Source organism: Croceicoccus sp. YJ47, from assembly GCF_016745095.1.
Taxonomy (GTDB): Bacteria; Pseudomonadota; Alphaproteobacteria; order Sphingomonadales; family Sphingomonadaceae; genus Croceicoccus.
Genome location: NZ_CP067087.1, coordinates 1,143,774 through 1,159,751, shown reverse-complemented (window position 1 = coordinate 1,159,751; position 15,978 = coordinate 1,143,774). Strand labels below are relative to the sequence as shown.

Below are 15,978 nucleotides of genomic sequence, written 5' to 3'. Positions count from 1 at the left end.
TCTCAAGCTTTTCTGCCGGTTTCGCGCCGGTTTCAGGCAGTTTTTCAGCCCGCCTTTCGCGGCCTCCACTGCTGCTCGGGACGCCGCCAGTCGATCCCCTCGATCAGCATCGCCAGCTGCGCATGGGAGAGCGTCACGCTCTCGCCCACCTGGTGCACGCTCGGCCAAACGAAGCCGCCATGCTCCATCCTTTTGGTGAACAGGCACAGCCCGCTGCCGTCCCAGTAGAGGATCTTGATGATCCGCGCATTGCGCCCTCGGAACGCGAACAGGTGACCCGAGAAGCTGTCTTGCCTCAGCACCTCCTGGACCATGGTCGCAAGACCATCGATCCCCTTGCGCATGTCGGTATGGCCCAGCGCCAGATGCACCTTCGTACCTGCCGGAAGCAGCATCATCGCACGTTCTCCTCAACCCGCACCGTCACCAGACGCACCTGCTCGCCTGCGCCAAGCCCCAGCTGCGCGCGCCAGCGGAACAGCAGCGAGGTCGCGATCCCGTGCCGCCGCGCGACCTGCGAGACGGTCACATGAGGCTCGAGCGTCTGCATCGCGATCGCGCGCTTCTCGTTCTCACTGAAGCTGCGCCGCTGCACCCGGTCTGCCTGTTCGGACCCACGCAAAGCGCCTTCGGTCAACCCCGGAACTGCATCTGCATGCAGATTATTAGGACTAAGCTCGCCCTTAGTCCTAGGACTAGCAGCGCTGCCTATTTGCGGCCTGGCGCTCGGATGCAGCCGCGCGCGCCAGTCGACCGGCACCTCCTGATCGGCCAGCAGATCGCGCCATCTGCGCAGGCTGTGCTGCGAGATCGACAACGCGGCGGCATACTCGCGCACCGTCATCCCGCTCCATTCGAGCGCCTCGACATGCATCGCCCAGTACGCCTGCGCTGCCTGATTGCGGCGGTCTCTCGTCAGCTTGCCGCCCTTGCGGCTGCGCTTCGCCCGCCGCTCGGCAGCTGCGCGTTCGACACGGATTCTAGCCGTTTTTGCGTCGGTCAGCACATCGATCCAGCGCGCGAAAGTCGTCTCGGTCAGCTTGTGAGCCCGGCAGTATTTGCGCCGCGACAGTCCGCTGCGCTGCCACGCCTCGACATGCACCGACCACCACTCACGCCGCGCCGGATTATCAAAATGGGAACGAGCAGCCATGCAACCTCCAGCCACCACGAGAACACCCGCTGGACGAAAATTGCACCCCGGAAATCAGGTGCCGATACCGGACGCTTACATGGAAGGGAGGGATGGCGAGATAAAAGCAGCGCCGTCGGCCGGGCTGCAGGTGGTTGGTTTTGCGGGAGAATATGCGCCGTCTCTGCTGTACGCCTGCAGGCGCTTGGATCGAAATCCTTAGGCTTTTCAATGCTGAAAGCGCCGTCTACCGGTTTTCCTGTCTGTGGCTGACGATGAACTCGATATCAGGCCAGGTCGGTCGAGAGACAGTGATGCGCGCGCCTATCGCAAGGCCGGTACGCTGGTCGCACGCGTGCTGCAGGCCTCGCGCCGATCAGGTTATACACCGCTCGGGCGAGGCCGGGCGGGAGGCGGAACCGGGCACCTGGGGCGCGGCAAACATGCTGCGTTCCGAGGCCGCTCCCATGCTTTCCAGCGGCGGGTCATTATCAAGACGCGCGTCGTCCGTCATAGCGGCAGCCGTTTCCGCTCGGCACCGCTCGCCCGCCACATCGCCTATCTCGAACGCGACGGCGTCACCCGTGACGGATCGGATGCCCAGATGTTCGATGCCTTGTCGGATGAGGTCGACGGCGATGCCTTCGCCGCGCGCTGCGAAGACGACCGGCATCACTTCCGCTTCATCGTGTCGCCGGAAGACGCAAGCGAGATGGCCGACCTGCGCGCTTTCACGCGCGAAATCCTCGAAGATATGGCGAGCGATCTCGACACCAGGCTCGACTGGGTGGCGGTCGACCACTGGAATACCGACAACCCGCATGTCCATGTTCTGGTTCGCGGCGTTGCCTCGGGCGGCAAGGACCTGGTGATCGATCGCTCGTATATCAGCGAAGGTATGCGTGCCCGCGCCCAGGAGCGCGTCACCGTCGAGCTCGGCCCGCGCAGCGAGCGCGATATTCAGCAAGCGCTCCGCCGCGAGGTCGATGCCGAGCGCTGGACCTCGCTCGACCGCCGCTTGCAAAATCAGCGCGACGATCTTGGCGTGGTCGATTTGTCCCCCGAGGCCGATGCGACACGCCGCAGCAACCGCGCATTCCTTATTGGCCGCGCACAAATGCTCGAACGCATGGGATTGGCTGAGCGGGTCGGGTCGGCGCGCTGGACCTTGGCCGCAGATTGCGAACCGACATTGCGCGCGCTGGGCGAGCGCGGCGACATCATCAAGACCTTGCACAAGGCGATGAGTGGACGCGGCGCGCATGACGGCCTTGCATCCTTCGCGCTGCATGGAAAAGACGAGAACCGCCGAGTCATTGGAAGGTTGGTCGAGCGCGGTCTTCATAATGAGCTGACGGGCGAGGCCTATGCGATCGTCAAAGGAGTTGACGGCCGCGCGCACTATCTTCGCTTCCCCGATCTGGACCAGACGAGCGATGCAGCGCCTGGAGCCATCGTTGAAACAAGCGAATGGACCGACCGCAAGGGGCGACGGCGCAGCAGCCTGCTGGTGCGTTCGGACCTGCCGCTCGAGCGGCAGGTCGACGCTCGCGGCGCAACCTGGCTCGATCGGCAGCTGTTGTCGCCTCGAGCCGAGACGCTGGGAAGCGGGTTTGGCGCCGATGTGCGGCTGGCTCTGGATGAGCGCCGTGACTGGCTTGTCGATCAAGGGCTGGCGAAGCGGCATGGGAAGAGCGTGACCCTGGCCCGCAATCTGCTGGGCACACTCCGCAAGCAGGAACTGGACTCAGCGGCTGAAGCGCTGGCCGCGCGTTACGGTCGTAAATCAAGGCCGGTGGCGGAGGGCGAACATGTTTCCGGCACCTACCGCGAGCGCATCACGCTCGCCTCGGGCCGGTTTGCCATGATCGATGACGGAGTGGGCTTCCAGCTCGTGCCCTGGAGGCGCGACCTTGAGCAGCATTTGGGGAAAGAGATCGTAGGCAAGGTCAATGAACGCGGCGGTGTCGATTGGAACTTTGCGCGCTCGCGCGGTCCAGTAATTTGAAGAACGCAGCGCTTGCACAGGAAACCTTGACAAACGCGTCATATGATGCTTATACAAGCGTCAGGAGATGCGATATGGTAAGTGCAGCAATTCAGCATGCCGAAGCTCCCAGCGGGCTTCAGACCTTTGCGAGCGACGATGATCGCAGCCGCCTCACTAGCGCTGCGGTGAAAGCCGTGCTGCGGCTCATCGAGGCCTGGGGTGCGAGCAATGCCGACGGTGCTGCACTGCTCGGCGTGTCCGAAAGCACCTGGGACCGGATGAAAGCCGGAACATGGGAAGGCTCGCTCGGTCAGGACCAGTTGACCCGCGCGTCGGCGCTGATCGGCCTGTTCAAGGGGCTGCACCTGCTGTTTGCCAACGACATGGCCGACCGCTGGCCGAAGCTTGAAAACAGGGCGCCGGTCTTCGATCGCCGCTCGCCCATCCAGGCAATGATCGAAGGCGGTATTCCGCGCATGCTGGAGACCAGACAGTATATCGACGCGCTTCGTGGCGGGCTCTGAGGAGGCAGGCGAGCCGCCGCAGATCCGCGAAGCCTTCGAGCGGACGGTCCGGCTCGTTTCCAGCGCGCGTTTGCGCGAAGCGGTCATGGCTCCGCTTGCCGACAGTAACGAAGATCTCGCGCTGCTCGCTGAAATCGAGGGGGCGACGAGTTCGCGCCTGATCGCCGAAGAGCGCGGGCTTGGCGGGCTGACAGCCGACGAACTGGTTCACGGCGTGCCGCATGCCAGATTTATCAATGCGAGCTTTGCATACGCCAAGCCGCGCGAGTCCAATCGCTTCAACCCCGCGAACCGCGGCGCATGGTATGCCGCGCTCGATGTCGAGACCTGTATCGCCGAGGTCGGTCATCATCTGACCCAGGCGCTCGCCGATGCCGGCGATTTCGATGCCGTTGTCGAATATGGCGAGATGATCGCCAGCATGGCGGGGGTCTTTATCGATCTGCGCGGCTCGCCCGATCACCCGGCACTCGATCCGGACAAGACGAAAGGCTATCCTGTCGGCAATGCTCTAGCGGCGCAGTCACGCGCCGCTTACCATAACGGCATTATCTATCCTTCGGTCCGCCATGCGGGCGGAACATGCATCGCGGCCTTGTGGCCCAATGTCGTGCAATCGGTCGCGCAAGGTTCAATGTACCGGCTGACCTGGTCTGGCAATCCGGCCTATGATTGGGAAGCAATCTAGCCGCGTGCCGCTTTCGCTACGCCAGCCTGCGATCACGCAGCTTCTGACTTGAATATGCGATGCAAAGCCGCCGTGCTGCCCTTCACGAAAGGAGACAGCCGTGTCGGCAACCCGGATATTGTGGGGTCAGATACTCGTCGTCTTCGCCCTCACGCTCGCAGGCGTCTGGGCGGGTACCCAATGGACCGCGGACGCTCTTGGCTACCAGGCGCAGCTGGGCGCGCCGTGGTTCAGTGTCTCCGGATCGCCCATTTATCCGCCTTACGCCATCTTCTGGTGGTGGTTCAGCTACGAAGCCTATGCGCCGCGCATCTTCGAGACCGGCGGAATGATTGCTGCATCGGGCGGTCTCGTGTCGGTAGTTGTCGCGATCGGCATGTCGGTCTGGCGCGCCCGAGAAATCAGGAACAGTGCGACCTATGGCTCGGCGCGCTGGGCGACCCGTTCCGAAATAGCACGCGCTGGCCTTCTGGCGGGCAAGGGCGTCATTATCGGCCAGCACGCCAATCTCTATCTTCGCCACGACGGGCCAGAACATGTGCTCTGTTTCGCACCGACGCGCAGCGGCAAGGGGGTCGGCCTTGTCGTGCCGACGCTGCTGACCTGGCCGCACTCGGCGATCGTCCACGATATCAAGGGCGAGAACTGGGAGCTGACCGCTGGTTTCCGGTCCAGCTTCAGCCGCACGCTTCTGTTCGATCCGACCAATGAGGCGTCGGCAGCCTATAATCCGCTGATGGAAGTGCGGCGCGGCATCAACGAGGTGCGCGACGTGCAGAACATCGCCGATGTACTGGTCGATCCGGAAGGCTCGCTCGAACGGCGCAATCACTGGGAAAAGACCAGCCATGCGCTTCTCGTCGGGGCTATTCTGCATGTGCTTTATGCCGAGCCTGACAAGACGCTCGCCGGGGTGGCGAACTTCCTCTCCGATCCGCGCCGATCAATCGAGGCGACACTGACCGCCATGATGCACACACCGCATCTGGGGGAAGACGGCATCCATCCGGTGGTTGCGAGCGCGGCCCGTGAATTGCTCAACAAGTCGGAGAACGAACGCTCGGGCGTGCTCTCGACTGCCATGTCGTTCCTCGGGCTGTACCGCGATCCGGTCATCGCCCGGGTCACCCGTCATTGCGAATGGCGGATCGCGGACCTGGTGGCACAGGGCCAACCGGTCACACTCTACCTCGTTGTCCCGCCCTCCGACATCAGCCGCACCAAGCCGCTCATCCGGCTCATCCTCAACCAGCTCGGAAGACGCCTGACCGAGGACCTGCAGGAGGGTGCCGATCGCGAACGGCTTCTTCTGATGCTCGACGAGTTTCCAGCCTTGGGCCGGCTCGACTTTTTCGAAAGCGCGCTCGCCTTCATGGCGGGCTACGGCATCAAGGCGTTTCTGATCGCCCAGTCATTGAACCAGATCGAGAAAGCCTACGGGCAGAACAATGCCATTCTGGACAATTGCCATGTGCGGGTGTGCTTCGCGACCAATGACGAGCGCACCGCCAAACGCGTTTCGGAATCGCTCGGGACCGCGACCGAGACCCGGGCGATGCGCAATTATGCCGGACATCGCCTCTCGCCCTGGCTCGGCCACTTGATGGTCTCGCGGTCGGAGACGGCGCGCGCTCTACTGACCCAAGGCGAGATCATGCAGCTTCCCGACACCGACGAAATCGTGATGCTCGCAGGCGTGCATCCGATCCGTGCCAGGAAAGCGCGCTACTACCGCGATCCCCGGCTCAGCAAAAGGGTAGAGCGTCCGCCAACGGGCAAAAAGTCGGAGTTCGCGCCGGACAAGGGTGAGTGGCACGGGAGACATGTGATCCCGCCTTCGCAATCGGAGAAATCACTGACCGGATCTGAAGAGTACGAGGTCGATGATCGCCAGTCCGATGGCGGGATCCGCCAATCGCCCGACTTGCCGGAATACGAGGATGTGGCGCCGCCGCCCATGGCAATTCCCAACGAATTTGAGTTTGACGACCGTAGCGACGAGGATCAGGCAAACCGCAATCGCAGGATGGCCGATCGGATGCAGGCCAATGCGCGGCGCGCTGCACTCGATCCGGGCGACGGGATCGAGTTATGAGCAAGGGCAACCGTATCAAGCATACCTTTCGCTTGCCGCCAGCCCTTTCCAGGCAGCTCGCCGACTACGCAGGTCGCAAGCGCGTTTCGCAGGCTTCGGTGGTGGAGGCCGCCATTGCCTCGTTCCTGTCACCCGATGGATCGGAACGCATGGAAGCGGCCTTCAGCCGCCGACTTGATCGCATAAGCCGACAGATCGGCAAGCTCGACTATCATATCGAGGTCGGGAACGAGGCCTTCGCGCTCTATCTCAGGCGATGGTTGGCGGTGACCCCGGCAATCCCGACTGAGGCCAACGCTGCCGCGCGTGCCGATGCCGAAAAGCGGTTCGACTTCTTCGTCGAAGCGCTCGCACGGCGCATGGAGACGGGAAGGCATCTCGCTGACGATCTCATTCGCGCGGCTCCGGAACCCGAACTGGGTGAGGTCGGGAATAGAAACGGAGGCGGTCCGGAGTCTCCGGCGCAGCCCTGACAGAGGTTGTCGATAGTCCGGCAGGGAAACCCTACGAATAGAGGAGAGGGACGCTTTGTTGGATGCGCCGCCGCACCGCGCAGCAATGCGAGGGTGCAACCATTCCAAGTGCTTGCTAAAGGTCCAGTAATGCGCACCGAACTCGATCATCTGCCTCCGCAAAAGCAACGCGAACTTGAGCGCGTGGTGCAGCTGATTTTCGAAGAATTCGATGATGCCTTTGCACTGGCAAAGCACGAATGGAAGAAGGCGGGGCGCATTCTCAAGGTTGTGCTCTACGGCAGCTATGCGCGCGGCACATGGGTCGACGAACCGCATACGGCCAAGGGTTACCAGTCGGATTACGACCTGCTCATCATCGTCAACGACAAACGCCTCGTTGATCGGGTGAAGTACTGGTCGAAGCTCGACGATCGGCTCATACGCGAATACGGCGTCACCAAGACGCTCAACACGCCGGTGAACTTCATTGTCCATACCTTGCAGGAAGTGAACGATGGGCTGGCCCATGGCCGCTACTTCTTCATGGATGTCGCCAAGGACGGGATCGCGCTTTACGAGTCCGACGATACCGAATTGCACACGCCAAAGCCGAAGACCCCCGAACAGGCGCTTTGCATGGCGCAGGAGTATTTTGATGAGTGGTTTCCAGGTGGTGCGGGTCGATTGGACACAGCCCGATACACAGCCAGCCAGGGCCGCCTAAAAGAAGCAGCTTTTGATACTCACCAGGCAGCCGAATTCCTTTATCACTGTGTGCTTCTTGTCTGCACTTTTTACACGCCGCATGTGCACAATCTCGGCTTCCTCCGCACCCAGGCCGAACGGATCGACCCCCGCCTGACCTATGTCTGGCCGCGCAACACTCGTCGTGATCGCGCGCGCTTCGAGAAGCTCAAGGAAGCCTACGTCAAGGCGCGCTACTCAAAGCACTACCGCATCACGAAAGAAGAGCTCGAATGGCTTGGCGAGCAGGTCGAGGAGCTTGGCCGTGTCGTGCACGAGGTATGCAGCGAGCGCTTAGGAAAGCTCAAGGCTGCCGCGAAAGCGCGACCGGATAATCAGTGAGACCCTTTTTCGCAGTGCGGCAGCTTTGCGCTTCGGCTCGCCCTAAGCGGACCTTCCGCTTTCGATCCGATTGCGGACATTCCAGTCAAAGACTGCTTTGCGCCCCATTGTCGGACGTTAAGCAACTCAGCGTTTATTCTCAAAAGCTGCCATTGCGCGTGCCGCATCATTGGACCGATCTTGCGTCGGTCGCCGTGCGCTTTGTCAAAAAAGCCTTTTGAGAAAGAGATATTGCGACAAGAAGATTGAAATTTTCACTTGTCGCGCAGTTGCCTGAGCAGAATAACAAAGACTAGGTCCGTAAGCGGATTGATTGGAGGGTGAGGTCCACCGACCTCAAGTGACGACGGGGAATGAGGGGATAACGTGTTTCGTTTTATTCACACCGCCGACTGGCAATTAGGAAAGCCCTTTGCCTGGGCTGAACCCGAAGTGCGCAGCGCCCTCACGGAAGCGCGCTTTGATGCGATTGACACCATCGGGCAGATGACAAGAGAGCATTCGGTTCCGCATATCCTGGTAGCAGGTGACGTCTTTGACACCGAAGGTCCAGACACGCGAACAATCGTTCAAGCTCTCTCCCGAATGGAACGGTATCAATGCAGTTGGTGGCTGCTACCCGGAAATCACGATTTCGTCAGAGCCGGAGGTTTGTGGGACCGGATCGAAGGGCGTCTACCAGGCAACGTAAACTTGATACCGGAGGCTCGACCAAGCGAACTCGATGACGGCGTTTGGCTGTTACCAGCACCGCTCGTTCATCGCCATCAGAATGACGACCCGACAGAGTCCTTCGACACAATGGAGACCCCCGGAGCAATTCTACGCATAGGACTGGCACACGGGTCGATCGTAGATTTCAGTGCTCAAGGCGAGACAAAGAACCAAATCGCTCCTGATCGCGCGGCGCGCTCCGCGCTCGACTATCTTGCCCTTGGTGACTGGCACGGCCTCCTGCAGGTGAATTCGCGCACCTGGTATTCCGGAACGCCAGAGGTTGATCAGTTTCAGCGCGATGAACCTGGCAAAGCGCTGCTTGTGGAACTCGAACAAAGTAGCGAACCGATCGTCACCGAACTCCGAACGGGAAAGTACCAATGGCTGAGGCGCGACTGGCGCGTGGACGATGCCGCAGGGTTCGAAGCTTACAGTGCCCAACTTCTCGACGAGTGCGATCCTGCCGCAACGCTCGTTCGGTTGACGCTAAGCGGCATCACGACACTGACTGACCGCGTCGCCATACTGAGCTCGATCGAGCACGATCTTGCGCACAGGTTCCGCTACTTCTCCTTCTCGGCAACGGACCTCGTAGCGAAACCCAGTGACGACGATCTGGCGGCATTTGCCGCCGAAGGGATCTTGGGAACAGCAGCTTCGACGCTCAATGCTCGTATCCAGGAGGATGGGCCAGAAAGCCTGATCGCGCGAAAAGCACTTGAACGGCTATTTGTCGAACACGCCAAGGTAGTCGGCTCATGAGCTTGCAGCTCGAACGCATTGTCGCGACCAATTTCCGGAAGTTCCGCGATCCCATGGTGATCGAAGGCCTCGGAAGCGGCCTCAACATTGTCATCGAGCCAAACGAAACCGGCAAATCCACGCTTCTCGAAGCCCTTCGCGCCGGCCTCTTCGTCCGGCACGGTACGAAAAACCAGCTTGCGCAATCCTTCATGCCATTCGGCGAAAACGTAGCGCCCGAGGTCGAAATTGAGTTTCAGATCGACGAAGAGCGTTGGCACGTCGCCAAGAAATTCCTCAAATCGCCAGCACTTGAAGTCCGGGGGCCGAAAGGACGCACTTCAGGCGATGCGGCGGAAGAACAATTACAGGCGCTGCTTGGGTTCGAGCGCAGCACGAGCCGTGATGCCGATCTGGACTCCTACGGTGCCTTAGGTTTGCTCTGGGTCGGACAAGGTGATGCGCTTTCCGTAAAGGCGCCGGGTGAAATCGTGCGGAACAGCGTACGCTCAACCTTGGAAGCGGAAGTTGGCTCGATCATGGGTGGGGCGACGCACGATGCCGTACGTGCCTCCGTCGACAAGCAATTCGCCGATTACTGGACTCCAGGCGGTTCGATTGGGGGCCGACAAAAATCGGCACGTGATGCTGCGCAAACGGCGCGAGATGCAGCGGATCAGGCCGCCTCCGATCTCGCCGCGTTGGAACGTTCCTTCTCAGAGCTTGCCGACAAACAAGCGCGTATCAAGGTTCTGAAACGTGAATTGGCGGACGAACACGATGTACGAGCGCGTGCCGATCTCGTGAAGTCTCTCGAAACAGCCCGGGCAGCCGCCTTGATGCTCGGCCAGCGCAAAGCCGAACGCTCGGCGGCACAGGCAGATGCCGACGCGCTTGGCGAGTTCGCGGAACGCCATAAAACTGCTGTATCAGCGAAGTCAGAAGCCACTGATGCATTAGCCGATGCAAATTCAAAACGGGCGGAAGTCGAGGCGGAAGTCGCGGACGCGAAGAAGAAAGAAGAGAGCGCGAAGCAAGCGCTGTCATCGGCCCGCGATGCCCGCGCAGCCGCACGATCCGCGTTAGGACACGCCCGGCTGCTCGCCACCGCCGCTTCTCAACATTCGGCAATCGCTGACGCGAAAAGTCGACATGAAAAGCTCGTCGAGCTGGAGGCAGAGCTTGCTGAAGCAAGAAAGATCGAAGCGTCTGGCGTCGATCCCCAAACGATGAAGTCGCTGGAATCCCTCCAACGGGACGTCGCGACCGCCTCTGCCGAGCTATCTGCTGGCTCAACCACCATCGAACTGGTCGGCGAAGCATCCCACATTACTGTCGATGGGGATGAATTTGGCAACGGCACGCGAACGATCATTGAGGAAACCAGGATTGGTCTCGGCGGTGGCGCCGAACTGATCGTCAAACCGCCGCGCGGGACAGCGAGTGCGCAAGCGCAGCTGGACAATCTAAACGCACGGCTCAAAACGGAGCTGTCTCAGATCGGTGTCGCGAGTGTTTCGGAAGCGCGCAATCGTGTTGACGCCGCTCGTGATGCGAAAGCAAGTATCGCCGCGCTCGATGCGCGTATCGAAGCAATCACCCCCGCCGTGCCGGCAGTAGAAGTTGGTGCTGGGGCTGATGCATTGAGGAGATTCGTCGCGTCAATCGCTGACAGCGACACGGTGGCACCTGCTACAATTCCCGACCTAGCTGAATTGGAGAAGTGTTTCGAAGATGCTGAGGATGGTCTCGCGACCGCCGATGGCACTCACCAGGCTGCACTTGAAGCCTTGCGAAAGGCTGAAGAGAAGGACCGCCCACTCGCCACAGCAGAAACCTCGGCACGCTCCACTCTCGCTAGCGCCGAGCAGCAGATTGCAACAATCGAAGCAGACCCGCGCTTCGCAAACTTGGATGCGGAACTGCTCGCCGCGCGCAAGAAAGCAGCCAGTGCGGATGTCGCATGGCAAAAGGCTCAGGAGAATGCTGGTTCTCTCGATCCCGACGCCATAGAACGACAAATAGAGAAGATCGACAAGCGCGCGGAGTCAGCCCGAACGCAAGCCACCGAACTTCAGCTGGAGATCGCGAGACTTGAAGCCACAATTGAAACCGAAGGCGGAAAAGGCCTCGCCGAAGCAGCAGCAAAGGCAGAGGAAGAGGCGGAAGCTGCGCAAAGGTTATTCGATCGCGTGAGCGAAGAAGCTACAACAGTGAAACTGTTGCGCGACACGCTCGAAGATGCGCGTTTAGAGACCTCCCGTACTTATGTTGGACCCATTGCTCGCAGGGCAAAACGCCACATTGAGCGGCTTCTGCCCGGATGTGACCTGTCGTTCACAGAAGATCTCCAGCTGCATTCGATCACTCGGGCAGGAACTGAGGAAGGATGTTCCAACCTATCCCGCGGAACGCAGGAGCAACTCGCAGTCCTAACACGGTTGGCCTTCGCCGACATGCTCCTCGAAAAGGGACGACCGGTATCCTTGATCCTCGATGACCCGCTAGCCTATTCCGACGATGCTAGACTGGATCTGATGAGTGATATTCTGACTGAAGCTGCTGAGCGGATGCAAGTAATCCTTCTCACGTGTCGGGAGCGAGCTTTTCGACACCTTGGCGGCACGCACATCGCAATTGGTTGAAGGAGGCTTTGACCACAAACACGACCGTGACACTCAGCGCTTGGACTTGGCAGATTTGTTTCTGAAGCGGAATCTGATTTTTTAGCCGGTGAGACTAGAGATTTTGACCTGTGAGGTGTGTCCAGGCACGCTGGACAATGGAATTGAGAATAGCCGACTCTTTTCCGTTTTCTCTCGCAAGCGAAAGAGTTTGGAACATCACTTCGGGAATCTTTTGAGTTTCTCCGTTAGCCGGCAGTTCAAGTGGCGCACACGCTGCTTGGAGATACTGCTGAAGTTCTGCCTCGCCGATTTCGCTCTTCAAAGTGCGCTCCAGAGAGTCTTGGAAGTGTGCGTAACTCGCTTCGACCGTGGTCTCTGTGGGAGCTTCCTCGATGTCCCCTGTCAGATCGCAGAGCCGCGCAAGCGCTAGGTTCGTAGCTGGGTGAGCGTTGTTTGCGTTCTTGTGCCCATCGCAATCCCAGATCGTGTAGACCGGCACGCCGAGCTCGGTAAAAATCACATAAGGTCGGTCCAGATTTTCCTTGCCTTCGGCTGACAAGATAGCGATGCCCGCCGAAGCGAAATTTACATTAAGCATTCGGGCAGCCGCTTCCAGAGCTGCCTTGTCGCTCCTCCCTTCGACGAGGATCACGCCTTGGGCGAAATAGCCCTCACTCAACTCTGCACCGAGAATATGCAGACGGGGCATCAGGGTCGCGCCGGTAAAGGTGCCCGGATCCTTCTGCCAAGCCGCCTCCAAACGTGTCGCTGCGGCATCTAGGGAAAGCGATTGCAGATCGCAGATTTTGAACTCACACTCTTCGATCGCAATTTTTCGAGCTAAGCGTATCTCGTCGGCATGCCCGAGCGAGACGAAGAACGGTGAGTGCGTTGCAAATAGAATCTGAGTCCGCGCATCGGCACCCGGCAACGTGCCGTTGCTCAATCCTCGCAAAACGTCCGCTAAATGACGTTGTTTTGTGGGATGCTGATAGAGTTCAGGTTCTTCGATCGCCAAGATGAGCTGCGGAACTGGCGTCTGTTCGCCTTCGGGCTCCTCCTCTTCCACCTCGTTCCCGGCCAGAACCGTCGAGCGAGCTAAATGCTGCAAGATCGTGAAAATGAAAGCGCGTTGCAGACCATGGCCCTGACGATCGACTGGGGCTCCGAAACCATCATCAGATAGCTCCACATCTGCCATCGGGAGAGGAACTGGAAATTCCTCGACCGCTCGCCAATCCATGCCTACCGCTGCGTCCTCGTAGAGATTGCGCAAATCTCGGGTGAGGTTGTCTGCGAGAACGCCGAGTTCTGGCATATTCTCCGGTGATACCAATTCCTGATAGCGCTCTGCCATCTCCTGCTTGAAAGCCTGGATCTCCTGACGTTGCTGGATTGCGCTTCTGACGAGCAACTCAAGAAGCTGTCCTACCGCCGAGCTCTTCCCGTCGGTCGCGTCAACGGAAGCGTCCCGAACTGCGGACACAAAGACGAAGGTCGTATGGCGCTGCAATGCTCCTCTGCTCGCATTCTGGAATCCGAAGAATTGACCATCATCCAAATGAAGCTCCAAGGCTTCGGGATTCGCCTCCTCCCACGCCGACATGGCGTCATCGGCTTGCGTTGCGCTGGTAACGGCAGGCAGGCCTGCATATGCTGGGTTGTTGTTGCGGAGATCCCTATAAGCGTCACGGCGAGGACCTGCTTGTATGAGTCCTCGGATCGGAACGAAGTCGGAATTTTGAAGAACCGAACCATGGTATCGCCCTGTCGATGCAGTTTGATCAAAGATGCGTGTGACGACCAGCTCGCCATTGCGCACCCTGCTCGCAAAGCTTTCAGCCTCAAGAGGCGTAAGCTGATTGTAAGTCAGCTCGATACTTACCTCTAGATTTTCATCGCGACCGTAGAAATCGTCGGAAGGCAGTTTCTTCGATGTCGAATAGAAGGCCTGTAATGCTTTTAGGACACTGGACTTACCAGCGCCGTTCCCACCAATCAGCGCAGTATGGGCACCGACGTCAATCGTCACGTCTTTCAATGATCGGAAGTTCTGGACCCGGATCTGTTTTAGCTGCAAAGCTGTTCTCCGACTGGAAGTAGGAAGACTTATGAATCAGACGATTATCAATGCGATACAAGAACGACTACTCCTGACTTTCGATTATAAGGGCAAAACGCGAGTGGTTGAGCCCCACACTTACGGCGTTCAGCACAATGGGAATGAGAGCTTGAGCGCTTGGCAGCTCTCTGGTGGGAGCGGGGAGGATTTTCGCCTCTACATTCTTTCCGAGATGACTGCGATCGAGCCGCAGGGCGAACCGTTCGAAGACGAACGACCCGCCTACCAAAAAGGTGACGGACGATATTCTAAGATCTTCGCCGAGTTGTAGCTGAAGAGCCCGCCGATGAATACCGAATGTCGAATGACAGCTCTTTGCTGGCTCATCTCTTGAAGCAGACGGTCAGCTTCCGGCCCAAAGTTGACGCTACGATTGCGACCTATATTTTTGGATCAACTGGAAAGGCCTGCCATCTGATGGTTCGCCCGTTTCTATCGGAATGCCGAAAGATTCCGAGTCGTCGACTTCGACACCCATCTCGAATTCAAGGAAGTGACGATACCTGGCTCTGTGGTAATCGTTCATGATCCAGACCAGATCATTCGGGTCTGAAGAAGGGGCCTGCGACACTGCTTCCGTCATCTCCCTGTGATAGTCGAAGCTCATCTGAGCATCCTTTCTATCAGTGCTTCGGCCTGCCGGCTGGGCGCGTGTCAAGCGGCTCGTCTCACCTGGTGCGACATAAGCGTCAGCAGATGTTCTCCAATGGCTTTCCCGAGCAGGGGAGGCACTGCATTTCCCACCTGAATATACTGTTCTGTCTTCGAGCCGAAAAACTCGAAATAGTCCGGGAATGATTGCAGGCGAGCCGCTTCGCGAACGGTTATCGCACGATCCTTTTCCGGATGGATGTAAGCGCCCCAGTGAATGTCGCATTTGGTCAGGATCGTGCACGCAAGACCGTCCCAACGCATCCGACCGTAACGCTTGGTGTGATCGGACCGCTTTGCTCTTTTCATGCCCGCAGGCAGAAGTTCATGCGGAATGTCGCGCCAGCTTCCGCCTTGCGGGATGTGCGGAAGGCGATCCATATTCACCTTGCCGAGGCGCGGTGCGGCGTGCTGCGTCACGTGGGTTGCATTGCCACGCAGCTGACGCTGGAAGGCCGACGAAGCCTCTGTGCGATAGGCAGGGGCACCCGGATCTTCACCGTTCTCGATCTCGGGAAGGTCACCGATCGCATCTTGAATTGTCGTGAAGGGATGGGCCCGGTCCGGTCCGTGGGTGGGATCCGGGTGGGAGATAGGCAGGCCGAGCCGGTTGCCGATAAAGACCACTCTGCGGCGTTCCTGCGGTACACCGAAATCTTCGGCCTTGAGCACTGCCTCTTCGACGTCGTACCCCAGAGCCGCAAGTTCGGCTTTGATTGTGCGAACCGCTTCGCCACCGCCGATGGAATAGATGCCTTTGACATTCTCCATCACGATCCATTCGGGTTTCATGCCCTCAACGATCCGAAGGTATTCCCTGAACAGCGTTGCGCGCCTGTCATGCATGCCACGCTTATGATTGTAGACCGAGTAGGCCTGACAGGGCGGTCCGCCAACGAGCACGGTCAACTCGCCTTTCTTGAGCCCGGTCACTCTCATGAGCCGCTCGACCGACAAATCCTCGATCGGGCCCGGGATGAATTGCGCGTTCGGATGGGTTGCCGAAAACGTTTTGCCTGCCGCCTCGAAGCAATCATTCCCGGCCAGGACGCGAAAGCCCGCCATCTCCAGTCCGGCAGAGAGGCCTCCAGCACCACAAAACAGATCAATCGCGGATTTTGTCATTGAGACAGCCTTCGGTTTGTTCTCT

14 protein-coding genes are annotated in these 15,978 nt (G+C 59.3%); 9 read left to right on the top strand and 5 right to left on the bottom strand.

The features are described from left to right. Positions 1-44 precede the first annotated feature (44 nt). Both tnpB and JD971_RS05675 read right to left on the bottom strand, forming a co-directional pair. Entirely contained in the window at positions 45-398 is a 354-nt protein-coding gene (gene tnpB, locus JD971_RS05680) for an IS66 family insertion sequence element accessory protein TnpB (protein ID WP_202086595.1), read from the bottom strand. Beyond that, complete coding sequence (locus JD971_RS05675; protein WP_202086592.1) at positions 395-1,153, bottom strand: transposase; 759 nt, start codon at positions 1,151-1,153, stop codon at positions 395-397. Before JD971_RS05675 ends, tnpB begins: the two co-directional genes overlap by 4 nt. Positions 1,154-1,391: 238 nt before the next feature. Here JD971_RS05675 and JD971_RS05670 point away from each other — a divergent pair, with 238 nt between their 5' ends. From JD971_RS05670 to JD971_RS05635, 8 genes are all read left to right on the top strand, one after another. Then, on the top strand, positions 1,392-3,140 hold the full coding sequence (locus JD971_RS05670) for a DUF3363 domain-containing protein (RefSeq protein ID WP_202087382.1): 1,749 nt from the start codon (positions 1,392-1,394) through the stop codon (positions 3,138-3,140). Between the two features lie 167 nt (positions 3,141-3,307). Beyond that, on the top strand, positions 3,308-3,646 hold the full coding sequence (locus tag JD971_RS05665; RefSeq protein WP_236672289.1) for an antitoxin Xre-like helix-turn-helix domain-containing protein: 339 nt from the start codon (positions 3,308-3,310) through the stop codon (positions 3,644-3,646). Next, entirely contained in the window at positions 3,633-4,334 is a 702-nt protein-coding gene (locus JD971_RS05660) for an RES family NAD+ phosphorylase (RefSeq protein ID WP_202086588.1), read from the top strand. The genes JD971_RS05665 and JD971_RS05660 overlap by 14 nt, the downstream gene beginning before the upstream one ends. A gap of 100 nt (positions 4,335-4,434) precedes the next feature. Beyond that, positions 4,435-6,429: a conjugal transfer protein TraG gene (locus JD971_RS05655; protein ID WP_202086585.1), complete on the top strand. Its 1,995-nt coding sequence runs from the start codon at positions 4,435-4,437 to the stop codon at positions 6,427-6,429. Beyond that, entirely contained in the window at positions 6,426-6,902 is a 477-nt protein-coding gene (locus tag JD971_RS05650) for a CopG family transcriptional regulator (RefSeq protein ID WP_202086582.1), read from the top strand. Before JD971_RS05655 ends, JD971_RS05650 begins: the two co-directional genes overlap by 4 nt. 129 nt (positions 6,903-7,031) lie before the next feature. Beyond that, the gene (locus tag JD971_RS05645; RefSeq protein WP_202086580.1) at positions 7,032-7,970 is read left to right on the top strand and encodes a HEPN domain-containing protein; all 939 of its coding nucleotides are present in this window, start codon (positions 7,032-7,034) and stop codon (positions 7,968-7,970) included. 366 nt (positions 7,971-8,336) lie between these two features. Beyond that, complete coding sequence (locus JD971_RS05640) at positions 8,337-9,449, top strand: DNA repair exonuclease (RefSeq protein WP_202086578.1); 1,113 nt, start codon at positions 8,337-8,339, stop codon at positions 9,447-9,449. Further along, on the top strand, positions 9,446-12,073 hold the full coding sequence (locus JD971_RS05635) for an AAA family ATPase (protein WP_202086576.1): 2,628 nt from the start codon (positions 9,446-9,448) through the stop codon (positions 12,071-12,073). The genes JD971_RS05640 and JD971_RS05635 overlap by 4 nt, the downstream gene beginning before the upstream one ends. Before the next feature lie 94 nt (positions 12,074-12,167). Here JD971_RS05635 and JD971_RS05630 read toward each other — a convergent pair whose 3' ends face one another. After that, on the bottom strand, positions 12,168-14,135 hold the full coding sequence (locus tag JD971_RS05630; protein ID WP_202086574.1) for an ATP-dependent endonuclease: 1,968 nt from the start codon (positions 14,133-14,135) through the stop codon (positions 12,168-12,170). A gap of 31 nt (positions 14,136-14,166) precedes the next feature. Here JD971_RS05630 and JD971_RS05625 point away from each other — a divergent pair, with 31 nt between their 5' ends. After that, on the top strand, positions 14,167-14,448 hold the full coding sequence (locus tag JD971_RS05625; protein ID WP_202086571.1) for a WYL domain-containing protein: 282 nt from the start codon (positions 14,167-14,169) through the stop codon (positions 14,446-14,448). Between the two features lie 96 nt (positions 14,449-14,544). On the opposite strand, the gene JD971_RS05620 is transcribed toward JD971_RS05625, so the two are convergent. Then, positions 14,545-14,784 (bottom strand): hypothetical protein, encoded by a 240-nt coding sequence (locus JD971_RS05620; RefSeq protein WP_202086568.1) that lies wholly within the window; start codon positions 14,782-14,784, stop codon positions 14,545-14,547. Between the two features lie 47 nt (positions 14,785-14,831). Next, the gene (locus tag JD971_RS05615) at positions 14,832-15,953 is read right to left on the bottom strand and encodes a DNA cytosine methyltransferase (RefSeq protein ID WP_202086566.1); all 1,122 of its coding nucleotides are present in this window, start codon (positions 15,951-15,953) and stop codon (positions 14,832-14,834) included. Positions 15,954-15,978 lie beyond the last annotated feature (25 nt).